This is a genomic window from Luteitalea sp., from assembly GCA_009377605.1.
GTDB lineage: Bacteria > Acidobacteriota > Vicinamibacteria > Vicinamibacterales > Vicinamibacteraceae > WHTT01.
This window is the reverse complement of the sequence record WHTT01000005.1, coordinates 1-25,127: the sequence shown is the minus strand read 5'-3', so window position 1 is coordinate 25,127 and position 25,127 is coordinate 1. Positions and strand designations below refer to the sequence as shown.

Annotated in this window: 17 protein-coding genes; 13 read left to right on the top strand and 4 right to left on the bottom strand. The window is 63.2% G+C overall.

The features are described 5' to 3' along the window. Positions 1–130: 130 nt before the first annotated feature. On the bottom strand, positions 131–3,640 hold the full coding sequence (locus tag GEV06_02655) for a TonB-dependent receptor plug domain-containing protein (GenBank protein MPZ16808.1): 3,510 nt from the start codon (positions 3,638–3,640) through the stop codon (positions 131–133). 286 nt (positions 3,641–3,926) lie between these two features. After that, positions 3,927–5,087: a D-alanine--D-alanine ligase gene (locus GEV06_02650; GenBank protein MPZ16807.1), complete on the bottom strand. Its 1,161-nt coding sequence runs from the start codon at positions 5,085–5,087 to the stop codon at positions 3,927–3,929. 297 nt (positions 5,088–5,384) lie between these two features. Between GEV06_02650 and tgt the strand changes: the two genes are divergently transcribed. The 11 genes from tgt (at position 5,385) to GEV06_02595 (ending at position 17,842) form a co-directional block, all read left to right on the top strand. Beyond that, entirely contained in the window at positions 5,385–6,539 is a 1,155-nt protein-coding gene (tgt, locus tag GEV06_02645) for a tRNA guanosine(34) transglycosylase Tgt (protein MPZ16806.1), read from the top strand. Between the two features lie 118 nt (positions 6,540–6,657). Then, entirely contained in the window at positions 6,658–7,011 is a 354-nt protein-coding gene (gene yajC / locus GEV06_02640; protein MPZ16805.1) for a preprotein translocase subunit YajC, read from the top strand. A 58-nt stretch (positions 7,012–7,069) separates the two neighbouring features. Next, the gene (secD, locus tag GEV06_02635; protein ID MPZ16804.1) at positions 7,070–8,605 is read left to right on the top strand and encodes a protein translocase subunit SecD; all 1,536 of its coding nucleotides are present in this window, start codon (positions 7,070–7,072) and stop codon (positions 8,603–8,605) included. A 24-nt stretch (positions 8,606–8,629) separates the two neighbouring features. Beyond that, the gene (secF, locus tag GEV06_02630) at positions 8,630–9,658 is read left to right on the top strand and encodes a protein translocase subunit SecF (GenBank protein ID MPZ16803.1); all 1,029 of its coding nucleotides are present in this window, start codon (positions 8,630–8,632) and stop codon (positions 9,656–9,658) included. A gap of 176 nt (positions 9,659–9,834) precedes the next feature. Next, positions 9,835–10,692 (top strand): hypothetical protein, encoded by an 858-nt coding sequence (locus GEV06_02625; protein MPZ16802.1) that lies wholly within the window; start codon positions 9,835–9,837, stop codon positions 10,690–10,692. Beyond that, positions 10,689–11,339: a DUF502 domain-containing protein gene (locus GEV06_02620; GenBank protein MPZ16801.1), complete on the top strand. Its 651-nt coding sequence runs from the start codon at positions 10,689–10,691 to the stop codon at positions 11,337–11,339. The genes GEV06_02625 and GEV06_02620 overlap by 4 nt, the downstream gene beginning before the upstream one ends. A gap of 403 nt (positions 11,340–11,742) precedes the next feature. Further along, on the top strand, positions 11,743–12,459 hold the full coding sequence (locus GEV06_02615; protein MPZ16800.1) for a TonB family protein: 717 nt from the start codon (positions 11,743–11,745) through the stop codon (positions 12,457–12,459). A 117-nt stretch (positions 12,460–12,576) separates the two neighbouring features. Continuing rightward, positions 12,577–13,221 carry a flagellar motor protein MotA gene (locus GEV06_02610; GenBank protein MPZ16799.1) on the top strand — a complete coding sequence of 215 codons (645 nt, stop codon included), beginning with the start codon at positions 12,577–12,579 and terminating at the stop codon, positions 13,219–13,221. A gap of 32 nt (positions 13,222–13,253) precedes the next feature. Next, positions 13,254–13,709 carry a protein TolR gene (locus tag GEV06_02605; protein MPZ16798.1) on the top strand — a complete coding sequence of 152 codons (456 nt, stop codon included), beginning with the start codon at positions 13,254–13,256 and terminating at the stop codon, positions 13,707–13,709. A gap of 3 nt (positions 13,710–13,712) precedes the next feature. Further along, the gene (locus GEV06_02600) at positions 13,713–14,183 is read left to right on the top strand and encodes a hypothetical protein (GenBank protein ID MPZ16797.1); all 471 of its coding nucleotides are present in this window, start codon (positions 13,713–13,715) and stop codon (positions 14,181–14,183) included. Positions 14,184–14,782: 599 nt separating this feature from the next. Next, entirely contained in the window at positions 14,783–17,842 is a 3,060-nt protein-coding gene (locus GEV06_02595) for a BamA/TamA family outer membrane protein (protein MPZ16796.1), read from the top strand. 92 nt (positions 17,843–17,934) lie between these two features. Here the strand turns inward: GEV06_02595 and GEV06_02590 are convergent, their stop codons facing one another. Together GEV06_02590 and GEV06_02585 are read right to left on the bottom strand one after the other, a co-directional pair. Continuing rightward, on the bottom strand, positions 17,935–21,036 hold the full coding sequence (locus GEV06_02590; protein MPZ16795.1) for a TonB-dependent receptor plug domain-containing protein: 3,102 nt from the start codon (positions 21,034–21,036) through the stop codon (positions 17,935–17,937). A 326-nt stretch (positions 21,037–21,362) separates the two neighbouring features. Continuing rightward, positions 21,363–22,322, bottom strand: coding sequence for a tetratricopeptide repeat protein (locus GEV06_02585; protein ID MPZ16794.1), 960 nt, complete (start codon positions 22,320–22,322; stop codon positions 21,363–21,365). Positions 22,323–22,622: 300 nt separating this feature from the next. On the opposite strand from GEV06_02585, the gene GEV06_02580 reads away from it, so the two are divergent. After that, positions 22,623–24,803: a RelA/SpoT family protein gene (locus GEV06_02580; protein MPZ16793.1), complete on the top strand. Its 2,181-nt coding sequence runs from the start codon at positions 22,623–22,625 to the stop codon at positions 24,801–24,803. 87 nt (positions 24,804–24,890) lie between these two features. Beyond that, positions 24,891–25,127, top strand: a 237-nt coding sequence (locus tag GEV06_02575; protein MPZ16792.1) for a hypothetical protein, incomplete at its 3' end; no start/stop codon positions are given.

The following is a 25,127-nucleotide window of genomic DNA, read 5'->3' as shown; positions in this document are numbered from 1 at the left end:
CACGAAGAAGAAATCAATTAATTCTCAAATCAAAGACTTCGTACTCTTCGTGTTCTTCAAACTTCGTGCTCTTCGTGGTGAAAATTCTTCGTGTCCTTCGTGGTGGTGCTCCGTTCCTCATTTCCCCGTTCTACCAGTAGAGCTTCATTCCGATCTGGATCTGCCGGGCGGAGTTTCGGGTGCTCGTAATGCGCGCGAAGTTCGCCCGGTTGCTGAAGTTGAGCGAGCCCGGCAGGTTGAAGCTCGGTGTATTGGTCAGGTTGAACGCTTCGACGCGGAGCTCCAGATGCGTCCCAGCCGTGAGGCTCACACGCTTGGCCACCGAGAAGTCGAACTGCTGGAACGGCGGTCCGGTCACCTGGGTGCGGCCGCCGCCGAGCGGCGCGTAGTCGGCTTGGCCGATCTCGGTTGCCACGGGCGGGTCGGCGAAGGCATCCGGATTGTAGAACTGTGACACGTCGTGGCTCCCTTCGTACGGATCCTCGCCCGGGACAAGCAGCGCATAGCAGCCGAGACCTGCGGTCGTTGCGACCGTGCATCCGATCGTCTGCGGCGGGCCACTGTAGAGCGCGACGACCCAATTGGCGCTCCATCCGCCAAAGATCGGGCCCTGGAAGGGCAGCTCATAGATGCCGCTGAACGTGAACGCGTGCCGGATGTGAAACGGCGCCAACCCCGTATCCGCTTGGATGCCGAATCCTGGAAGATCCGGCGCCCGAAGGCCGCCAACGCCTCCGCCGCTGAGCAGATCACCGGCGTTGGTCTTGGCTTCGCTCAGCGTGTAAGCGGCGAGGAATTCCAGGCCTTTGCTCAACCGATGTGTGAACTTGGTCTGCAATGAGTGGTAGCTGCTCGTGCCGTTGGTCGTGGCGTAGGACGATCCGCGAGCGAAGTGTGGAAAGGGCACGTGCTCTTGTGGGTCGACACCTGGAGGCAAGATCTCGGTGACGTGGTTCGTCCCGGAGAACGTCTCGATATGACGGCCCAGTGAGCCGACGTACCCCACTTCAACCGAGTCGTGATCTGTCAGCTCGTACTGTGCCGTCAGGTTGAAGCCCTGGAGGTACGGCGTCTTGTAGTCGAACTCGATGCCGCGCAGGTTCAGTCCCTCGCCGCTGACGAACCGCGGGTCGAGCGGAACCGAGAGTAAGCCCCGTTCCAGCGTCGCCTGCGACCCATCGGGATACCTGAGCGGCGTGACGTCGTTCGCGGCTTGGAAGTTGAAGTCGTACTGGAAAGGATAGTTGTATCCGAGATTGGGAAAGCCGCCACGATTCTCGAATGCCGCGTAGTAGATCCCGTACCCGCCGCGAATCACCATCTTCGAGGTGGGCTGATAGGCAAATCCGACGCGTGGGGCGAAGTTCTGTTGCATCTGGCCAATGCCGCTGCCGAACTCGTCCGAGTACACGAGCTCGATGCCGTCCACGGCCAGCGCATCGATGAACTCCGGCGACAGCTGCGGATCGTCCCGGCGGCGCTCGGGCACGATGTAGCGCGCGCCTGCGCCTGGCGTGCCCGGAACGAAGTTCGCCTGCGCCCAGTGCTCCTCGCCCACCAGGCTGAAATGCTCCCAGCGAAGGCCGAAGTTGAGCGTGAGGCTGGAGAAAATCCTCCAATCGTCCTGCGCGTAGGCCGCAAAGTAGTTTCTGAAGTTGTCGATGCTCCCGAAGGGGGAGGCATTGACGTCATTGGCCCCGCCGACGAAATCAACGCCGTTTGGCACGAGCGAGGTCGAAGGCGTCAGCAAGAGCTGCGCGCGGCCGGTGCTGCCGTCGTTCTGGTTCGGCATCGAGGTGTACGCACCGCCGAAGCTGAACTCGCCTCGGGCGGTTGGCGGTGCCGTCCACGGAAACTCCACGTGCTGCAGCTCGATGCCGCCCTTGAACGTGTGGGACTTGTACACCTTCGTCAAGTTATTGGTGAGCTGTGTGGTGTTGCTGAAGCGCTCGCTCACGAGCCAGGTCACCGCACCCAGCCGGTGCAGGCCGCCGATGTTGATCGGAGGGAGACCGCCGTTGCCCGGTACTTGCGGGACGCCCGGAATCCCGAACTGCGCGGGGATGTCGCTGGTGTCATCGCCAAAGGGCGGCACGCGATAGGTGTGCTCGCGGCTTACGCCGACGCGCGTCTCGTTGATCAGGTTCGGCGAGAACATGTGGGTGTAGCTCACCGCAGCACCGTGCGTGCGTTGGGTCTCGAGGCCCTCGCCAAATGCGCCGCCATCGGCATAGCCCTCGAACGGCCCCGGCCTGACGCGGTCCGCGTCGGTCAGGCTGTAGCGCCCAAACAACCGGTTGCGCTCGCTGATGTTGAAATCGACGCGCCCATGAATGGCGTGCGTGTCCGATTCGTTCTGCCGCGTGGTCACGTAGTTGTCGAACGGGCCGGGTTGATTCGGCTCGGGGTACTGCTCGAGCAGTCGAATGGCGTTGGGGTTCAGACGGTCCTGTGGAATTCGGTTGCCGCGGAACGGATCCCGGACGAAGCCGCTCGCGACCGCCGTGCGTCCGGTCACAGGGTCGATCTGGCCGGTCGTCACCTCGCGCGTCGTTGCGGGGTCGAAGAGAGTCCCTAACGGGAACGTTCGCCCCAGCGAGTCGGGGCCCCGCGTGCCATCCTGTCCGCTGATGAGATCCGAGAAGTCAGTGAATCCGCTTGCACGCTCTGCCGCCGTCGGGACGCTGGTCGTCCATAGCCGGCCCTGCCGCGTGTTCGTGCCCTCGTAGGACCCGAACCAGAACAGCTTGTTGGCGATGATGGGACCGCCGGCCGTGGCGCCGTACTGATTCTGGAGAAAGTCCGCCTTGGCCTGGTCCGTCGCGTTGGCGAAGAACTCGTTGGCATCCAGCGCGTCGTTGCGATGGAACTCCCAGCCGCTTCCATGGAACGTGTTGGTTCCCGACTTCATCGACGCATTGAGCACGGCGCCGCCCGCGCGCCCGTATTCGGCGCTGAACGAGTTGGTCAGCACCTTGAACTCACTGATGGCATCGACTGGCGGCGAGACCACGTACGCCGTGCCGTTCAAGAAGTCGACGTTGCTCGTGTTGTTGTCGATCCCGTCGAGCAGATAGCTGTTTTGCGCCGGCCGGGCGCCGTTGGCGGCGAACTGCCCGGCCGCACGCGCGCCAGGCTGGGCGTGCGTCACGCCCGACGTCAACCTCGCCAGGTACGTGAAGTCACGTCCGTTGAGCGGCAGGTTCACCGCGGTTCGCGCGGTGACCGTTTCGCCCACCGAGCCGCTTTGGGTCTGCAGCAGCGGGGTGCCGGCCGTCACATCGACGGTCTCGGCAACGTCGCCTGGATCGAGCGTGAAGTTCACCTCCGCCTGCTGTTGGAGGCGCAGCTCGATGGTGCGCTGCGCCGTCTTGAAGCCGGGAAACTCCACCTCGATGCGATAGGTGCCGCTTCTGACCGGTGTGAAGACGTAGCTGCCATCTTGACCGGTCACCGTGGTCAGGCTGAAGGATGTTTCCTGCTGAACGATGGTCACCGTCGCTCCTGGAAGGACCGACGCGCTGGCGTCGCGGACGATGCCGAGGATGCTTCCGGTATCGACCTGCGCGCCTGCGGGGACCGGGACGCTGGCCACGCCGGCCAGGACGAGGAACGTGACGAGCCGCAGCGGTGGGCGCATGCGAGCCTCCTCTCTCGGACACGTGGCGCGTGTCCGATCACACCTGAGTGCGTGTACGTTAACGCAGAGTGACAGCACTCTATGCCAGGAGGGGGTAAGCGGTCAAGATACCGCTGTGACAGATACCGCTGTGACAGATACCACTGTGACAATCGGGCAAGTCCCAAGAGCTCGGCCGCCGCCACGATCTCGGGGTCGCCGATCGCCAGCTGCCGAGACTGCTCGAGGACCAGCCATACGGACGAAATGTTCCGTTCACAGCCCCGCGGGCTTCCCCCTCGCCCCTTTACACCGTGGTGCGAAGCTGCTGTTTCTCGGCGTGCCGCTCGCGGGCCAGTGCGATGAGCCGATCGAGCAACACCGGATACTCGACGCCGCTTGCAGCCCAGAGCTTGGCAAACATGCTGATGGTCGTAAAACCGGGGATGGTATTGATCTCGTTCAAGTAGAGCGCACCGTTGGTGCGGCTGAGGAGAAAGTCGACGCGCCCGAAGCCGGCCGCGTCGACGGCGCGAAACGCCTCAATCGCCAGCCGTCGGACCTCGTCCGTCTGCTCCGGCGTGATCGGCGCGGGAATGATCTCCTGCGAAGGTGCCAGGTACTTCGCGTCGTAGTCGTAGAAGTCGCGCGACGGCAGGATCTCGCCTGGCATGGAGGCTTCTGGCTCGTCATTCCCGATCACGGCAACCTCGATCTCGCGCGCGTCCGGTATCGCCGCCTCCACGAGAATCTTGCGATCAAAGCCAGATGCCACGCGAAGGCCGTCCTCGAGGCTTGCGACATCCACCGCCTTGGTGATGCCGACACTCGAGCCCAGGTTCGCCGGCTTGACGAATACCGGGAGCGCGAGGCGCCCGAGAACGTCTGCAATCACGGCGTCCGGCTCGTCCAGCCATCTCCGTCGTGCGACGACAACGTAGTTGCCAATCGGCAGACCACGGGCAGCGAAGACCAGCTTGGCCACCGCCTTGTCCATGCCGACGGCAGAGGCGAGCACGCCCGACCCGACATACGGCACGTTGGCGAGCTCCAGCAGACCCTGGACCGTGCCGTCTTCGCCGTACGGTCCATGCAAGACTGGAAACACGACGTCCAGGCCAAGGCCGGTCACCCGCGCGCGATCCTCGTTGATGGCAGTCATGCGCTCCGCAGATCGCTCGATCGTGACGATCGTGTCTTCGCTCGGCCGCGCTGGCATGTGCACCTCTCGCAGCGGATGAGCGTCGTGTGCATGCTCGAGACGCGCCTGCTGGATGACTTCGGCCGCGGATGACGAGAGCGGGGGCGTCTCGGCGATCGTCCACCGCCCGTCGCGCTCGATGTGGATCGGCACGGCGTCGTACGTCGAACGATCGAGATGGCCAAGGACGGCTGCCGCCGACGCCAGCGAGACTTCATGCTCGCCTGATCGGCCGCCGTAGATAACGCCAACGCGGAGCTTCTTCAAGGCTGGTCCACAGCTGCGATTGGGCGAATTTCAATCCACAGATCCTAGGACACTAGGATCCACGGATTGCCCCGCGGTGACAAGGTGAAGGGATCTAGGGGTCAAGGGGTCTAGGGGTCAAGGGGTCTAGGGATCAAGGGGTCGCGTCGTTCGTCTACGGCTCTCGAGGCTTCGCGCCACATCCTGCAGCCATTCACGGTGTCACAGCTTTGGGCTTAACCTTAGGTCTCGTGACCGGTGCCCCTAGATCCCTAGATCCCTAGATCCCTTGACCCCTAGATCCCTCTCTAAGAACCCGTGCCCATCCATGCCTTCACAGTGACCCATCGCGAAGGTGCCGCGCGGCGCGGTCTCCTGCCGACGTTGCATGGCCTCGTGGAGACGCCGGCGTTCATGCCCGTCGGCACACGTGGCACGGTGAAGGGCGTCACCCATCGCGACCTGCGCGATGCGGGCGCCCAGATTCTCCTCGCCAATACCTATCATTTGTACCTTCGTCCCGGCGACGAGCTGATTGCCGAGCGAGGCGGGCTGCACCGCTTCATCGGATGGCCGGGGCCCATCCTGACCGACAGCGGCGGCTACCAGCTGTTCAGCCTGGGGCCGCTCGTCGCGATTGACGAGCAGGGCGCACGCTTCAGGTCGCACGTCGATGGCAGCCACCACCACCTGACACCGGAGCAGGTGGTCGATATCCAGGCACGGCTCGGCTCCGACATTGCCATGGTGCTCGACGAGTGCCTGACGTACCCGGCATCCGAGGAGGCGGCCCGCGTGTCGCTCGAGCGGACGCTGCGGTGGGCGGCGCGCGCGCGGGGCCGCTTCGACGAGGTACGCGGCGCCTCCGGCGGCGTGACCGTCACGAATCCGTTGCAGGCGCAGTTCGGGATCGTCCAAGGCGGCGTGTATCCGCACCTGCGAGAGCGCAGCGCACGCGAGACCGTGAACATCGGGTTCGACGCCTACGCAATCGGCGGCCTGAGCGTTGGCGAGCCCGTTCAGGTCATGTACGACGTGGTGAGGCACACCGCGGCACTCCTGCCAGAGGACCGACCACGGTACCTGATGGGTGCCGGTATGCCGGACGACATCCTCGAGAGCGTTGCGCGAGGCATCGACCTGTTCGACTGCGTGATTCCCACGCGAAACGCCAGGAATGGCCAGCTCCTGACGTCGGAGGGACCGCTCAACATCCGCAACGCTCGCCACGCGCGCGACGACCGGCCGCCGGATCCGGCTTGCGGATGCTACACGTGCCGGTCGTTTTCACGCGCGTATCTGCGGCACCTCTTCCTCGTCCGCGAAATGACCGGCCCGACCCTGGCGACGCTGCACAACCTCCGCTTCTACCTTGACACCCTACGTCGAATTAGGGACTCTATAGCGTTTGGGACCTTCGGTCGTTTCAGGCAGGAATTCCACCAACGTTTTTCCCGCCGGCCGGCAAGGTAGGGTGCCCCAAAGAGAGGGAGGCCTCGCCGAGGCGTCCGAACGGTGCGTTTCGCCTTTGCGCTCAGCGCTACGGCGGACGAGTCGGCGAAACGCGCCCTACCCATTGTCCTGACTGCTCATGATGAGTACATCGTCGCTCGTTTCAACCACGGTGGCGCTCGCGTCTCGCCCCGATGCGGCCGTCAGCCCCTGGGTGCAGTTGCTCCCGTTCGCCGTCATCCTGGCGATTTTCTACCTCCTCATCCTGTTGCCCATGAGGCGGCGGCAGAAGAAGGTTGCCGACTTTCAGTCGAACCTCAAGATCGGTGACAAGGTGGTCACCACGTCCGGCATCTACGGCGCGGTGACGCGCCTGAGTGACAAGACGGTCCGCCTGCAGATTGCCGACAAGGTCACGGTTGAAATCGCGCGGGCTGGCATCGGCGGCTATCAGGGCCAAGATCCGGTCGTCCCGGAGTCGGGCTCCTCTTGATCCTTGGGCTGAATCCTGCATCCTGAATGCTGACCGCTGATAGCTGACTGGCTGACATATGTGGAAGACGCTTCGCTGGAAGGTCCTCATCATCCTGGCGGTGACGGCGCTTGCCGTGTGGGCGTTTTATCCGCCGAGCCAGAAGGTGAAACTTGGTCTCGATCTGCGCGGCGGTGTCCATCTCGTGCTGCGTGTGCAGACCGACGATGCGCTGCGGCTCGAGACGCAGCAGACGGCCGAGCAGCTTCGCCTGGTGCTCGAGAAGCAGAAGATTCCCGTCAAGGTGACGGCTGAAACAGTGACGCGCTTCCGCGTCCAGGGCGTGCCGTCGGCGCGCGACGGCGAGTTTCGCGCGGCCGCCGACACCGAAGCCGGCGTCTCCTACGATCGCGTGAGCCGGAGTGCCGGCACCTACGCGTTTGAGATGAAGCCGAACATCGTTCAGCAGCGACGTCGTGAGACGGTGCAGCAATCGGTCCAAACGATCGAGAGGCGCGTGAACGAGCTCGGTGTGACCGAGCCGACGGTGGCGACGCAAGGGAGCGAGAACGACCAAATCATGGTGCAGCTCCCCGGCGTCGAGGATGTCGAGCGCGCGAAGGACATCATCCAAGCGACGGCGCAGTTGGAGTTCAAGCTGGTTCAGGGGAGCCCGGCGGCCACGGAGGAGGCGCTGCTGCAACCTCACGGCGGCAAAGTGCCGGAGAACACGGTCGTGGCGCAGGGCGTGGAGGGGCAGTTCTATTTGGTCGACGAAGTGCCCGCCGTGGCCGGTCGCGAGCTGCGCAACGCGCGGCCCACGCTCGATGAGTACAACCTGCCCGCCGTCAGCTTCACGTTGAACAACGAGGGCGCCCGCAAGTTCGGCGACTTCACCGGCGCCAACGTCAACCGGCTTCTGGCCATCGTGCTCGACGGAAAGGTGCAATCGGCGGCCACCATCGAGACCCGCATCAATGCCGATGGGCGGATCACCGGCAATTTCACGCAACAGGAGGCCGCCGATCTCGCGCTGGTGCTGCGTTCGGGCGCCTTGCCGGCCGACCTGGATTATCTCGAGCAGCGGACCGTGGGACCGACGCTGGGCGCCGACTCGATTCGTGCCGGTGTGACCGCCTCGCTGGCGGGCCTCATCCTGGTGGCGCTGTTCATGCTCGTCTACTACAGACTGAGCGGCGTCAATGCCATCCTGGCGCTCGTCCTGAACCTCGTGATCCTGCTCGGCTTCATGGCGTATCTCGGTGCCGTCATGACACTACCCGGCATTGCGGGGTTCATCTTGACGCTCGGGATCGGCGTCGACAGCAACGTGCTGATCTTCGAGCGAATCAAGGAAGAGCTCGCGACGGAAAAGGCGCCGCGCTACGCCGTGGCAGCCAGCTTCGATCGCGTGTTCCTGACGATTCTCGACACGCACGTCTCGTCGTTGATCGCGGCCGCATTCTTGTTCCAATTCGGCACTGGGCCGATCCGCGGGTTCGCAACTACGCTGACCGTGGGACTGGTATCGAACATGTTCACGTCGCTCTTCGTGTCGCGAACGCTCTTCGAGATCATCCTGACGTCACGACGTCAGGCGACCGTCAGCATCTGAAGAGACCGGAGCGACTGCAAGACCATGCGCATCCTCGCCAACACCAACTACGACTTCATCCGCTGGCGCTGGCACGCGCTCGCCCTGTCGGCCCTCATCCTGTTGACGGGCGTCGGCCTGATGGTGAAGCAGGGCGGGCCTGCGCTGGGGATCGACTTCTCGGGTGGCACGAGCATCGTCCTGAAGTTCGACCAGGCGACCCCGGAGGAAACCGTCCGCCGTGCGCTCGAAAGCATCTCGGGAGACAAGATCGTCCAACAGTACGGCCAGCCGGGCGACAACGAGATCATGGTTCGCCTGCCCGTGATGGAGGGCACCGAGCAGGGCACCAGCTTGGACCAGTCGTCGAAGCAGGTGGTGCAGACGCTGCAGGAAGCGAAGATCGGCACCTTCGAGGTTGCCGGGAGCGAGCTCGTGGGGCCCATCATTGGCCGCGATCTCCAGCGACGCGGTATCTGGGCCGTGGTGCTCTCGATCCTCGGCATCGGGGTCTACATCGCACTGCGCTTCCGCCCCTCGTTCGCCGTCGGTGCAATGGTGGCGACGGTCCACGACATCCTTGTCGTGCTGGCCTTCCTCACCTTCGTTCAACAGTTCCGAATCGGCTACGAGCTGTCGCTCAACGTGGTGGCGGCCATTCTCACGATTGCGGGCTACTCGGTGAACGACACGATCGTCATCTTCGACCGGGTGCGCGAGAACCTCCGAGTGCTGCGACGCGAGTCGCTCACGACCATCGTCAACCGTAGCGTCAACCAGACGCTGAGCCGCACGGTAATCACGACGGGAACGACGTTGCTGGCGATGATGGCCCTCTTCCTGTTCGGCGGGGAGGTGCTGAAGGGCTTTGCGTATTCGATGCTCGTCGGCATCATCGTCGGGACGTACTCGACCGTCTTCATCGCCTCCTCCATTGCGATCGTTGTGAGCAAGCGCGGCAGGGAAGCGCGGGCGGGCGCAACAGCGCCCCCGGCTGCGACGGCCACGGCGGCCGCTCCGGCGGCCCCTTCGGTCTCGGCCCGCCCGAAAGTACGCCGACGACGGCGGGGCTAGTGGGCTGTATCAGTCATTTGTAAAGTGGCTGGCGGAGCGCGGCGCCCGGCTGGCAAGGCGCGAGGAGGGAGCATACAGGCAGTATGTGACCCACGAGCAACGCAGCCAGGGGGATGCCCCGCCCGCCAGGCGCTTTACAAATGACTGATACAGCCCACTAGGGTCCTGATACTGCTGTGCACCTGCTCCATGCCTTGTTCCTGGGCGTCATCCAGGGCATCACCGAGTTCTTACCGATCTCGAGCTCGGCGCATCTGATTCTCGCGCGGGCATTCTTTGGGTGGGATGGCGACCTCTTTGGCTTGCCGTTCGACGTGGCCACGCATCTCGGGACGCTCGCGGCGGTGGTCGCGTATTTCCGCGCCGATGTCGTCGCAATGGTGCGCGCCGTGCCGCGCATGGCGCGCGTGTCGACGTGGTTCACCGTCCGAGCGCCGTCGCGGGACCTGTCGTCGGACAGCCGAGACAGGGCTGCTGAGCTCGCGCGTCTCATCGTGATCGGGACGCTGCCAATCGTGGTGATAGGAGGGCTCTGGGCGGACGCGATCGAGGGCTCACTGCGTTCGCCGCTCGTGTGTGGCGTGACCCTGGCAGGGGGCGCCTTCCTGTTCTTCCTCGTCGAGCGGGTGTCGCGCCAGCAGAGAAGTGAAGGGGCGCTGACCGCTGTCGACGCGCTGCTCTTCGGCATTGCCCAGTCCACGGCGCTCGTGCCCGGCGTGTCGCGCTCGGGAGCGACCATTGTGATGGGCATGATGCTCGGACTCTCACGGGCCTCGGCGGCGCGCTTCGGTTTCTTGCTCGGGATCCCGGCGATTCTCGCGGCCGCCGCCAAGGAAGGTCTGGTCCTCGTCGGCGAGCCACTTCCGCCGGGTGAGGTGACGGTCTTCGTCATCGGCATCGCCTCGTCGGCGGTGGTTGGCTACATTACGGTCGCGTATTTCATGCGGTTCCTCGGCGGCCATCGGTTGGACGCGTTTGCGTGGTATCGTCTGGCGCTTGCCGCCGCCGTGGCCCTCTGGATGCTACAGCTGTGACCTCTGTGCTGCTCTGGCTCCGGCGACGCTTCATTGCGGGCTTCTTCGTGATGGTGCCGCTCGTGGTGAGCGTGGCGGCATTGGTTTGGATCTTCCAATTCCTCGACGGGCTGGTCGCGCCGCTCTACGAGCGGTGGACCGGACAACAGATACCTGGCCTCGGCTTGATCACCACCGTCGCGTTCGTGCTGCTCGTTGGCGTCGTGGGCATGAACGTCTTCGGCCGCCAGTTGCTGCAGCGGCTGGACAAGTATCTGCTGCGTCTGCCTGTCTTCCGAACCGTGTACGCGCCGGTGAAGCAGCTCCTGGCCGCGTTCAATCCTGACAACGAGTACGGGTTCAAACGTATGGCCCTCGTGGAGGATCCTCGGCGTGGCTTCATCCTCGGTTTCCTCACGCGTGAGTTCATGGTGGACCGTGGGCGCGGCCTCGAGCAGCTCGTTGCCGTGTACGTGCCGACGAATCACTTGTATCTGGGTGACGTCTTCATCTACCCGCGGGAGCGCGTCAGTTTTCCGCAGCTCAGCGTAGAAGAAGGGATCAGGATCTTTCTGACCGGGGGAATGGCGCTACCAGAGCGTTTGACCTCGAGCTCGGCGATCAGTGAGCCGCGAGCGTTTCGTGATACGAGACGTACAAAAAAGTAGGTGCCAATGGCCAAGGCCGAGCTCCGCCTCCGCGCTACGGCGGACGAGCCGCCTTCGCTGAAGCTTCGGCAGAACTTGCCCGCCATAGCGCGAAGCGACGCCGGGCTTGTCGCGCCGAAGCGCGGCGCGCGAAGGCGGATGTGTCCATTTCTCGCCGTGCGGTGTCTAAATAAGTAATGAGCGAAAGGGCCGCAATTTTCGGCGGCGGATGCGGGCAGTCGGGAGGACAAGGGGGCAGACCGTCTCGGAACCGCCTCGACTGCGGGCTTCCTCGAGTTTAGCGAGCGAAGTGAGAGAGCTTTGTTACATGTGGGTGCGTTGACAGGCTTTTTGGCCTGTCGCTATAATCGGCGCTCCTGCCGCACAGCCCAGGGCCTGTTGGAGGGGTGAGGAGGACGAGCCTGTGCCACGTGAGATGTTCGGCGATGTGGTCGATCCCTCGGTAAAGGTGGGGTCGAAGAAGTGGTATACGGTCCCGGTTTCGATTCTGCTGCATGTCGTTATCGTTGGAGCGGTGATCGTCATTCCGCTCATGGCGACCGGGAATCTGCCGGCACCGCCTGCAATGATGGCGTTTGCAGCGGCGCCGCCGCCGCCACCACCGCCACCGCCACCACCACCACCACCTGAGGCGGCGCCACCTCCAACGGTCAAACCCGTTGAAATGAATCCTGCCGCGGCGCCCATTGAAGCGCCGAAAGAGATCCTGCCGGAGGCGCCACCGCCGCCATCGAGTGTCGTCGGTGCGACAGGTGGCGTCGCGGGTGGTATCCCTGGCGGCACGTCAGGTGGCGTGGTGGGAGGCATTCCGCCACCGCCTCCGCCCGTGCAGAAGCCGGTGCGGGTGGGCGGCGCCATCAAGCAGCCGAGCCGCGTCAAGAACGTCGATCCTGTTTACCCGCAGATCGCGCAGTCGGCACGGGTGCAGGGCATTGTCATCATCGAGGCCACGATCGGTACCGACGGCAAGGTGGCCAACGCGCGTGTGCTCAAGTCCATCCCCTTGCTCGACCAGTCGGCGCTCGACGCGGTCAAGCAGTGGCAGTACACGCCGACGATGCTCAACAACGTGCCTGTGCCGGTCATCATGACGGTCACGGTGAATTTCACGCTGCAGTAAACAACAACGTAGATCGAGCCGTGCGTGTCGTCGATGGCGCTCTTCGGCGACTCGAAGTTTGGAAGCACGCAGTACATTGGAGGTAAGGGAATGGATCTTTGGGAAATGTGGGTCACCATGGGCGTTCCGGCGAAGTTGGTCGCGGTCGTCCTCTTCATCATGTCTTTCTGGTCGATTGGCATTGCGGTCGAACGGTGGTGGACCTTCCGCCAGGCGAAGGGCCAATCGAAGATCTACGCGCCACAGGTTGCGAAGCACCTCAAGGAAGGGCACCTGAAGGACGCGATTTCGGTGTCACAGTCGAAGAACTATCGGTACAGTCACTTGGCGAAAGTCGTGCTCGCCGGATTGCAGGAGTACCAGTTCCAGCAGGAGAGCGGCTCCAGCCTGAGCCGTGAGGACCTGCTCGACACGGTGCACCGCGCCATCCAGCGCGCCACGGCATTGACGTCGAACGACCTGAAGCGCGGCGTGCCATCGCTCGCCACGATCGGCTCGACGGCGCCGTTCGTCGGCCTCCTCGGCACCGTCATCGGCGTTATCAACGCGTTCCAAGCGATCGGTGAGACCGCTTCCGCCGGTCTCGGCTCGGTGTCGGTTGGTATTTCGGAAGCGCTCGTCGAGACAGCGCTCGGGCTGTTCGTCGCCATCCCCGCAGTGTGGTTCTACAACTACCTCACTGGCCGGGTCGAGTACTTCAACGTCGAGATGGACAACTCTTCATCGGAGCTCGTTGATTACTTCATCAAGAAGACGGCGTAGAACGAAGAACCACGGACGGCAAGGAGAGCCCCATGTCAATGGACCTCGGTGGCGCTAAGGGTGGCGTTAAGGCAGACATCAACGTGACGCCGCTCGTCGACGTGATGCTCGTGTTGTTGATCATCGTCATGCTCATTGCGCCGATGGTCCAGGCGGGCGCGAATGTGACGTTGCCGCAGGCAAGCAACATCGAGCAGAAGCCGGACACCCAAGAACAAACGACTGTGCTCATCACGGCCAGTGGAGAGTTCTATGTGGACGGCCAGCCGGTCGCCGAGGCGCAGGTCCTCAGCCGCATCATGGAGTCGCTCGAGTCGAAGCCGGAGCACATCGTTTACCTGAAGGCAGACCGGACGACACGATATGCAGCCGTGATGGAGATGATGGATCGTCTTCGTGAGGCGGAGATCGAGGAGGTCGGCCTCATCACGGAGCAGGATCCAGACGCGGTGCGCGAGGAGCAGGGGCCGGCGGAGGGAGGTGAGTAACCGATGGCTCTCCACAAGCATTACGGCGCTGAAAAGGTCATCGAGAGCGAGCCGCCGCACTTCCTGGCGGACATGAACGTCACGCCGTTCATCGACGTGCTGCTCGTGCTGATCGTGATCTTTCTCTCTGCGCTCGCTCACTCGCAACAGGGGATGGATATCAACCTGCCGCTCGAGACCAGGTCGCAGGAGCAAAGCACGGTCTCGGACCAGATCGTGGTGGAATACTCCGCCGACAAGCGCATCTCCATCAACAAGCAGGACGTCGGTCTGAACGAGCTGGAGTCTCGGCTTCGAGATCTTTTCAGTACACGTAAAGAAAAGAAGATGTTCTTCATTGGCGAGCCGGCGGTGCCCTACGGAGAGGTGGTCGAAATCATCGATGCTGCCAGGGGTGCCGGTGTCGAAATGGTTGGCATTGTCACCGAAGGGATGCGGCAGGCGTCAGCACAGGCGCCGCCAGCCAGCGAGTAAAGGTTCGCGAAGTTCAAGGTTCAACGTGGGGCCGGGGTAGGTGCCGGTGGCAGAGCCTGGCGCCGGTCCTGAGCCTGGTCACACGCCTCGAGCCAGCAAACCATTGACTCTTGACAGTTTAGCCTCGAACCTCTGTCCTCAGACCTAGAACCCTTGAGGCGCCGAAAACTTGACTCGTTGAGTCAAGTTTCAGGGTTCTCGAGTGAGCGTCGGGGAGCGCGGCCCTGGCCGCGGTCCGCTAGAACCTCTCACCTCTGATCTCGAAGGTCCCCGCCCCTGGTTCCTGGCAAGCCGACAGGCGAGTCGAAGGGCCTGACCCTGATTGACCTGGCAAGTCTCGACTCGAGCCGGGTATGCTTATCGGGAGACGTAGGCGGCGTTTTTGCAAGTCACTCCGAGGATGCCGTGATCGACCCCCGGCGTGGACAATCGGAGCCTCGAGCGTTGTGGAAACGGGGACAGTCCTCGTTTTCGGATGATTGAGGGAGCCGTTGCCCAGAGCATCGGGGCCGAGGAACGAGGGCTGTCCCCGTTCTCCGGAATCGCCGATTCGGCACAGAAGCTGGTCCCCGCGTCTCTGAGTCTCGGGAGTTTACTTCATGGCTATGCGCTTTCTCAGCAGTCGCCTTGCGGCCGCTGTCGCGCTGGGTGCAGCAGTTGCCCTGATGGTGCCCGCGCATGCGTCCGCCCAGTACTTCGGACAAAACAAGGTCCAATACGACCGCTTTCGCTTCGAGGTCCTCAAGACCCAGCATTTCGACATTCACTACTACCCAGAGGAAAAGGCAGCGATTGACGAGGCCGCCCGCATGGCGGAGCGCTGGTACGAGCGGCTCGTGAAGACCCTGGACCACGAGCTGACCAGCCGCCAACCGCTCATCCTCTACGCGAGTCACCCTCATTTCGAGCAGACCAACGTGATCGAGGGGGGCATTGGGGAGGGCACCGGTGGCGTGACCGAGGCGCTCAAGCGGCGGGTGGTCCTGCCGTTTGCCGGCCCCCTGGCGGAGACGGACCACGTGCTCGGCCATGAGCTCGTCCATGCCTTTCAGTACGACATCGGCTTCATGATGGGCGGGCGCGGCTTGTTCCGCCTCCCCCTGTGGTTCATCGAGGGCATGGCCGAATATCTCTCCATTGGCCCGGTGGATCCGCAGACAGCCATGTGGCTTCGCGATGCCGCGTTGCGAGACAACCTCCCGACCATTCGAGACCTCAATAACCCACGGTACTTTCCGTACCGGTGGGGCCAGGCGCTGTGGGCGTACGTGGCTGGCCGTTGGGGTGACGCGGTCGTGGGTGACGCGCTCCGCATCGCGGCGCAAACGGGGGATGCCGAGGGTGCCTTGATGGAGGTCACCGGACTGGACATCAAAGAGCTCTCCGACAGCTGGAAGGGCGCCATCATCGAGCAGTACCAGCCGGTGTTGAGCAAGGCGCCGCAGGAGGAGAGCGGCAGGCTGGTGCTCTCCGAGCAGCAGAACGGCGGCCAACTGAACATCGGTCCCTCGCTGAGCCCTGACGGCAAGAAGATAGCCTTCCTTTCCGAGAAGGACCTCTTCTCCATCGACGTGTTCCTCGCCGACGCGGAGACCGGAAAGATCGAGCGCAAGATCGTGGAGACCGCGGCTGACCCGCACTTCGACAGCTTGCAGTTCATCAATTCCGCCGGTGCCTGGGATCACGCCGGCCGCCACATTGCCTTTGCGGCCGTGAGGCGTGGAAACCCCGTGCTGAGCATCTACGACGTCGAGCAGGGAAAGCGCGTGCGTGAAGAGGAGTTCGAAGAGCTCGGTGAGATCTTCCATCCAACCTGGTCCCCGGATGGCCGCCGCATTGCGTTCTCTGCCCTGAAGGGAGGCTTGCCCGATCTCTACCTGTACGACCTCGACAAGGGCGAGCTTCGAGCGTTGACCGACGATGCGTACGCAGAGATACAACCGGCATGGTCGCCAGACGGCAAGACCATCGTGTTCGTCACCGATCGCTTCTCCAGCAACCTGGAGACGCTGCAGTTTGGCGCATACCGTCTGGCGCGGCTCGACCTCGACACCAGGCGTATCGAGCCGGTTGCGGCATTTCCGCAAGGGAAGCACATCAACCCGCAGTGGGCGCAGGATGGTCGGTCACTCTTCTTCCTCGCGGATCCAGATGGTGTCACCAACGTCTACCGGCTCGAGATCGAGAGCGGCCGCATGCATCGCGTGACCGACGTCAGGACCGGCGTGACCGGTATCACGGCGCTCAGCCCGGCACTGTCGGTTGCCGCCAAGGCGGACCGCCTCGCCTACAGCGTGCAATTCGATAGCGGGTTCGAAATCCGAACATTGGATGGGAGCGCTGGTGAGGTGCCGGTCGAGATATCGACCGACGCGTCCCAGCCGGATGCAGCCATGCTCCCCCCGCCGCTCGCGGCGCGCAAGAACACGCAGGTTGAAAAGCTGCTCACCGACGCGAGCTTCGGCCTGCCCCCGGAAGATCAAAAACCGGAAGAAGCTCCCTACGATGCCAAGCTGGGCCTCGACTATGCAGCCCAAGCGATGGGCGTCGGGGCGAGCTCGTTCGGGACGTATCTGAGCGGCGGCGTTGCGCTCCAATTCAGCGACATCCTCGGCAATCACATTCTGACCACCAACATTCTCGCCAACGGCGAAGTTGAGGACATTGGCGGTCAGGTGGCCTACCTGAATCGCTCGTCCCGGTTGAACTGGGGCTTGATTGGAGGATCGATTCCATATCGATGGGGCGGCTTCAGGGGACGTACTCTACAACCAGACGGCACCTTTACCGAAGACTTCGTCACGATACGCCAGACACACCGCCAGATTGCCGGTTTGGTGGCGTATCCATTCAGCCGATCCGATCGGTTCGAGTTCTCAGGCGGCTACGAGAACATCGCATTCGACCAGGAAGTGGATCGGTTCACGTTCTCTCCATTCGGAGAGCTCCTCGATCGAAGCGAGTTCGAGGAGGCGGCGCCGGACGACATTCACTTGGCGAGCGGCTCCGCGGCGTTCGTTCACGACACAACAGTGTTCGGCCCAACTAGCCCCTTACTGGGCTCGCGTTGGCGGGTTGAGGCCAGCCCAACGGGCGGCAGTCTGAACTATACGGGCATGCTCCTCGACTACCGTCGCTACTTCGCTCCGGTCCGCCCCATCACGTTCGCCGTGCGTGGGTTGCACTACGGTCGGTATGGTGGGGACGGAGACGATACGCGATTGCGCCCGCTGTTTCTCGGGTCGCAGTACTTTGCAGACCCTGGTTTCGTGCGTGGTTACGACCTGAATGATATTGACCGCAGCGAGTGCAATGCGACGGACGAGAGCGGTTGTCCAGAGTTTGATCGCCTGATCGGCTCACGCATACTCGTTCTCAACGCCGAGCTGCGCTTCCCGTTGATTGGCATCTTCAAGGGGCAGTACGACTACGGCCCAGTGCCGATCGAAGGTTTGCTCTTTGGTGACGCCGGGGTGGCCTGGACGTCTACCGAGGACCCCGCGTTTGCCAACGGGTCACGCGATTGGGTGCGCAGCGTGGGGGCCGGCCTGCGCTTCAACGCGCTCGGCTTTGCCATCTTCGAGCTCAACGCCGTCCGGCCACTCGACCGCGAAGGCGTCGGCTGGAAGTTTGCCTTTAATATTCGACCTGGGTTCTAAGAGCAGTGACGAGTAGCGCAGGCCTTTAGGCCTGCCGACGCCGGGATGGCAGGCCTGAAGGCCTGCGCTACGAGTATCGGACCTGTTACTGATTAGAACCGAAACCTGATACTGAACTGCCCTTGCCAGCGAGATCGGAGATCATCGATGGTGAAGGGTGAGACGGAGAGCGGGCTGAGGTCGAAAATCATCTTGCCCGTCTCATCATCGATTCCGCCGAAGCGAACCGGGAGGAGTTGCTGGAAGCTTCCCGCGTTTCGGATCAGGCCCGTCTCGTTGCCGAACACGTTTCCCAAGTTGAACACATCGAAAGCGAGCTCGAGGCCGCGCCGTCCTGCGAGTGGGACATCGACCGCCACCCTGAAGTCCACGATGTGGGTCCAGGCTGTGAACGAGGCATTGCGCGGGACGATCTGGCCGATGTAGTCCTCGAGCTCGGCCAACGCGACGTAGTCGAGCAGGTCATCGTATGTTCCGTTGCTGAAGACGACCTCGTCGGCGCTGGCCGGAATGTACAGCTGATCGTTTGCGTTGCGGCCATCACCGTTCACGTCTGTAAAACTGAACGAGCTCGAGTACGGCCGACCACTTTGCCCATTGTAGAAGGCTGACGCAGTTACGCCCAACTGCCTCAAGTCAAAGCGATAAGAGCCGCTCAAGTTGATGCGGTGGTGCACCTCGAAGTTCGATCGGGCGACCGGAGCGTTGTTGGGGTCCCCCGGCACGTAGAGATTGCCCCAGTTGCTCGCCGCCTGGCTCGACGTGCCGTCGTTGAGCGACCGCGCATAGCCGTATGCATACGACCCGCTCGCGAACCAGCCATCGCGAAGCGGCCGCTCTAGCTTGAATGCGAGGTTGTAGTTCTCGCCTTCGTCGGTATTCGTGAGCAGGATGACGTCACTCAGCTCCGGGTTGGCGCGCTGGAAGAGCGGCCGTCCGTCCGGCTGCGTGCCAATTTGCTCGAGGTTCAGGTTCTGGTACGCGATGTCCTTGAGGCTATTGCTGAAGAGGAGCTCCGCCGTGGCGATGAGACCGCCGCCGACCTCCCGGTCGTATCCGAGATTGCCTCGAATGACCTGCGGGAACCGGTAGTCCGGATCGATCAGGTCTATCTCGTTGGTCGCCGCATCGCCAACGGTCGTCGGCTGGGCGCTCGGATCGGGGACGAACGGGATGCGATTGTCGGCGTCGCGTGGAACGTTCAATCGCGTGAACTCGAGACCGGTGTTGCTGTACTGATTGCTCAACCAGACATACGGCGTCCGTCCTGCGAAGAGCCCCAGACCGCCGCGAAGCTGCTGGCGCGTGTCCGTGCCGAGGTCATAGTTGAAGCCCACGCGCGGAGACCACAACACGTCATTCGGCGTCACGTCAGAGCGGAACCCGAACAGCTCCTCGCTGACAGGGTTGCGCGCGGGGTCGTCCGGAAAGCGCGGCAGATCCACGCGCAGGCCGTAGGTGAGCGTGAACTGCGGCGCGAGGCGCCACTGGTCGCCCGCGTAGAAGCCAAACTGTCGCACCGCGAACTCCGCCGCTTGCTCCGGATCCGAGGTGGCGGAGAAGCTGTAGTCGAACTGCTGGGCGAGCCCCTGCTCGAAGAAATCCAGGCTGTCGAAGCGGTAGGTCCCGAAGTTGTCGCGGATGAAGAGATTCCGGAAGCTGAAGAACTCGTTGTGCGTCCCGAGCGTGAAGGTGTGGCGGCCGCGCACGAAGGTGAGATCGTTGGTCACCTCGACCACGTCCTGATCGAGCTCGTTGGCCGTCGAGAACTCCTCGCGTCCGGCCTCCAACGTGCCATCGGGGATATTGACGAAGAGGTGAGGAAAGAGACCAGGGAAATCATCGGAGCCGCCGCGGCGGTCGCGGATGCGCTGGTAGGTCACGCGCAGCTCGTTCACGAAGCCGCCGAACTGGCTGTTCAACTGGCCGACCGTGGAGTTCACCGCGCTGTTGAACTGGTAGAAGCTGTCCGGGAACAAGAATGTGCTATTGCTGATCGAGCCGATGTCTGAGATCGGGTCGATATAGTTGTGGCGCACGGTCAGGCGATGATTGGGCGAGAGATTGAGATCGCCGCGCGCGAAGATCATGTTGTTGTCGCGCTGGCGTGAGAACTCGCTCACGGGACCGGGGTCGTACCCGTACTGGTTCTGCAGGATGTCCACGAAGCGTGTGACGTCCTGCCTGCGACCTTCCGCACGATCGCTCACGGCCGCCCAGTCATCGGCCGAGAACCCGGTCGGCGTGCTGCGCCGGTTGAGCTCGCCGAGGCCAAAGAAGAACGCCTGGTTGCGGACGAGGGGCCCGCCGACGCTGGCGCCGAACTGCTGATCCTCGAAGTCTGACACTGGTTCCTCGTCGATGCCGTCCCCGACGAGCGCCTGCGTGCGGCCGTAGTAATAGCCGGTCCCGAAGAAGTTGTTCGCGCCGCTCTTGGTGATGGCATTGATCCCGCCACCAGCGAAGCCGCCCTGCCGGACGTCGTAGGGTGCCACGACCAGTTGCAGCTCCTGGATGGCGTCGAGGCTCACGGGTTGGGCGTCAGCCTGCCCACCCGGTACGCCAGAGGCCGCCAGGCCGAAGAGGTCGTTGTTGACCGCGCCGTCGACCTGGATGCTGTTGTAGCGGTTGTTTCGCCCGGCCACCGACAGCGCCGAGCCGTCCTGGCCGGCCGGCGTCTGCACGATGAAGGGATTGGTTCGTGCGAAGTCGTCGATACGCCGCGCAATGGTGGGGAGCGTCTCGATTGCTGCCTGCGGCACGTTCGACGCCGTGCCCTGCGTCGCAGAGCTGAAGGTCTCGCTGGCCTGCGCGGTGACTTCCACGGTCTCGGCGACCGTCGCAAGCTGCAGCGTCACGTTCACCGCCAACGCGGATCCGAGCGGGACGTTGAGGCCGGTGCGCTGTTCATCCCGGAAGCCCGGCAGCGCGACGGTGACCTGGTAGGGGCCGCCTGCGCGCACGTTCAACAACTGGAACTGTCCGTCCTCCAGCGTTACCGTCTCGTAAGTCGTGCCGGTGGGCTCGTGGACGGCGACAACCGTGGCTCCTGGCAGCACGGCCTGCTGTTCGTCCACGACGATGCCGCTGACGGCGCCGGTCGTGACGTTCTGGGCGGCGGCCCGTGACACCGTGAGCACGCTCGGACAAAGCAGGAGCGCAAGAACAGCTAGACGTCGGATATAGATTGACATGGAAAGTCCCCCAAAAAGGACAGTCTAGCAAGACCGTTTTACAGTGGCGTAAAACGCTTGGGGTTGCAAGGGGGAGACAGAGACGGCGGGGGCTAGCGGACGGGGACCAAGGGATCAAGGGACCAAGGGACCAAGGGACCAAGGGACCAAGGGATCAAGGGATCAAGGGATCAAGGGGAGGAAAGGCTGCGACAGTGCCCGTGCAGGCCGAGGGTGACGGGTGAACCTGCCGGGAGGTGACCGCGAGTAACGGCGGCTGCGCGAGCCACCCTGCCATCCCTCGATCCCTTGGTCCCTTGGTCCCTTGGTCCCTTGATCCCTGTCCCCTACGTATCGCCCTGCTTCTTCTGCATCTGCTCGATCCTCTGGGTGACTTCGTCAGCCTGCTTCATGATGGCGTCGTACTCTTTCCGGTTCTTGGTCTGCTTGGCCTGTAGATTCAGCAGAATCCGTTTGTACACGAAGGCTTCGAAGTAGTCGGGCTTGACCTGGAGCGCGCGGTCGGTCGCCTCGATGCCGCGCTCGATGTACTCACCCCTCTGCGGCGCGCTCAGAGTGTGATCCTTGTCTGCTTTCTCCTGGAAGAACTGCGCTAGGCGAAGGCGTGCCACCGGATCCCTGGGTTGGAGATCCGCCACCCGCTCGTAGATCTCAACGGCGTCGTCGAACTTGCCACCCTTGTTGTGCGTTTCCGCGAGCTCCTGTAGCAAGTTGACGTCATCTGGGCTGCGCTCGAGGGCTTGTTGCAGCGTGGCCACCGACGATTCGGGGTCTCCAATGTCCAGATACAGCCGTGCGAGCCCTCGGTACGAGTCGAGGTCATCAGGATCACTGCTGATGAGCGTCTTGCCAATTCGCTCGGCTTCATCCGGGCGGTCCATCTTGTCTGGTCTATACAGACCGAACAGGTACTGGAGCGCAAGCTTCTGGTATTTCGGGTCCTTTGAGCGCTTCGACGCGAGCTCATAGTTCTCGATCGCCTCTTGCCCGATCTGCTCATTCTCTGCGTTTTCGGCCCCCGGCCTGTAGAGGTTGTCGTTCGCGTTCGCGAGGAAGAACCACACGCTACTCAGCGCGTCGTCCTGCGCGATCTCGTCCTCCGGCAGCGACTCGAGCACTGTGTGGTAGTGCTCGATGGCTTCGCGATACTTCTTGCCCGCGTACTCTTCGTTGCCTTGGCTGAACTCGCGATTTGCCTTCAACCGGGCAAAGTTGCAGCCGGCAACAGACACCACCACACCAGCCACGAGAAACAGACGGCCCAACGAACGGAACCGGGTAACCATGAAGACTCTCCTTGAGCTCGGGAACGGGGCCTGCCGTAACCGCGACACCCCCTACCTTGGCCGGCTTGCCGCGCCTGAGCATAGCGACGGCGGGCTCTTCGAGGAAAAGCGCCGACCAGTATAGTCAAGCGCCGCTCAGGCGGTCAAGGCGCGCTATAGTGACAGGTAAAGGGGTGCTACTTGAGCTGCCCCATCGCTTGAGCGCGCTACGTACCAGGAGATGAGACACGGCGGCCCATATCGACGGTGCCCCTGAAGCGCCCTTACCTGCCACCCCTACATAGATAGACACCGGTGAGCATGATTCGGTTCGAGGACGTTGTCGACAAGGTCCGGGCGTATAGCCCAGAGGCCGATATCGAGCTGCTTCGCCGGGCCTACGTCTTCTCGGCGCTGGAGCACAAGGGGCAAATCCGCCACTCCGGCGAGCCGTACCTCGTGCATCCGCTCGAGGTGGCGAATCTCCTCGCCGAGCAGCGGCTCGACGTCGTGGCGATTGCCGCAGGCTTGCTGCACGACGTCGTGGAGGACACGCTCACCACTATCACCAAGATTCGCGACCTCTTCGGCCCCGAGGTCGCCCATGTCGTCGAGGGCGTCACCAAGCTTGGTGCTATTCCCCAGGTGGGCTTCTCGACGAGCGAAGAGCGGCAGGCCGAGAACTTCCGCAAGATGCTGCTCGCCATGGTCGACGATGTGCGGGTGATCTTGGTGAAGCTGGCGGACCGGCTCCACAACATGCGCACCCTCGACCACTTGCCGGAGGAGCGCGCTATTCGCGTCGCGCAGGAGACGCTCGACATCTACGCGCCCATCGCCAACCGCCTCGGCATGAGCAAGGTGAAGAACGAGCTCGAGGAGCTCGCCTATCGATCGCTCGAGCCGCGCGCCTACGAGGCGCTCCGCCAAAAAGTCGAGAGCCGCCGCAAGCAAATGGAAGCGGTGATGGCCGAGCTCGAGGCGACGCTCGCGTCGAAGCTCAAAGAAGCACAGGTGCCCGTCATCCTGCTGGAAGGGCGTATCAAGCGCCTCTACAGCATTCACCTGAAGCTGAAACGGCAGCGCATCGACCTCGATCAGGTCTACGATCTCCTCGCGCTACGCGTGATCACGGGATCCGTCCAGGACTGCTACGCCACGCTCGGCATCGTCCACCAGACGTGGTCGCCCATCCCCGACCGCATCAAGGACTTCATTGCCATGCCGCGGCCCAACGGCTATCAAGCGTTGCATACGTCGGTCATCAGCGAGCATGGCATGCCGTTCGAGATCCAGATCCGGGCGGAGGACATGCACCGCATTGCCGAGGAGGGCATCGCTGCGCATTGGAAATACAAGGAAGGACGCGTCGGCGCCGAGCGCGACGAGCAGTACTTCAAGTGGCTGCGGCAGCTGCTCGAGTGGCAGCAAGAGGTGCGCGACCCCGGCGAGTTCATTCAGAGCCTCAAGATCGACCTCTATCCGGAAGAGGTGTATTTGTTCACACCTCGCGGCGAGGTCAAGGCGCTGCCGCGTGGCGCGACGGTGATCGATTTCGCCTACTCGATCCACACGGACATCGGCCATCAGTGTATCGGTGCGCGCGTCAACGCGAAGCTCGTCCCGATTCGACACCGCCTGAAGAACGGCGACATCGTCGAGATCGTGACACAGGCCGGACGCTCACCGAGCCGTGACTGGCTCGCGCACATCGTCACGTCCCGCGCCCGCCAGAAGATCCGGCACTTCATCAACGCGCAGGAGAAGCAGCGCGCGCTCGAGATCGGCCGCCGCCTGTTCGAAAAGGAAGCCCGCCATTTTGGTGTCAATCTGAAGACCCTCGCCGCCGATGCGCTCGGCAAGGTCGCGCAGGAGCACGGGCTGCAAAGGGTGGACGACCTGATGGCGGCCGTTGGGTACGGGAAGATCTCGGCGCGTCACGTGCTGCAGAAGGCCGTACCGGCTGAGCGCCTACCGGAGCCGGAGCAGCCCGGCCGTCTCGCGTCGATGATGCGGCGCGTCCTCAGGTCGGGCGAGGATCGAATCACCGTGCGCGGGGCCGACGACCTGTTGGTCTTTCGCGCGCGCTGCTGCAATCCCATCCGCGGCGAGAAGATCATCGGCTACATCACGCGCGGCAAGGGCGTCTCGGTGCACTCGGCGACCTGTCGCAACGTCCTGAACCTGATGTACGACCCGGAGCGGCGTATCGAGGTGGAATGGGCCCGCAGCGAGAAGACGCCTGCAACCTATGCGGTGCCGCTCAGCGTCATCGTGGAGGATCGCAAGGGCATGCTGGCGGCCGTGAGCGCCAAGGTCTCGGGCATCAACACGAACATCCGATCGATGGAGGCGACCAGCGAGCAGGGCCAGGGCCGCATCGACATGACCGTGGAGATCAACGATCTCAAGCACCTCGAAAAGGTCATCGCGTCCATCAAGGGGGTGACCGGCGTGCTCGATGTGGAGCGCGCCACCCGCAAGGTGGTGGCGGGTTCCTAAGGCCAGCTAGCGATGGTAGGGCGCGTCAGCCTCCCGCGTCGTCACCGCCGCCTCGGCGAGGCGGCCCTGCCTAGGAACTCAAACTCCATGAACGAGCGCCACAAGGATCGGTCGTGGGGCATTGGGCAGCGGGTGCTGCTGGCGGTAGGAGTGTGGGCCGGCGCAACCGTCGTTCTCTCGGTCATGCTGTACGCCAGCTACCTGGCGGTTGGCAAATCGATCACGTGGGTGCTCTGGATCAACGCCGTACGCTGCGCGACGTGGGGGCTGACGCTGCCGCTGCTCATGCGCTATGTGCGGCGATTTCCGCTGAATCAGGGATCC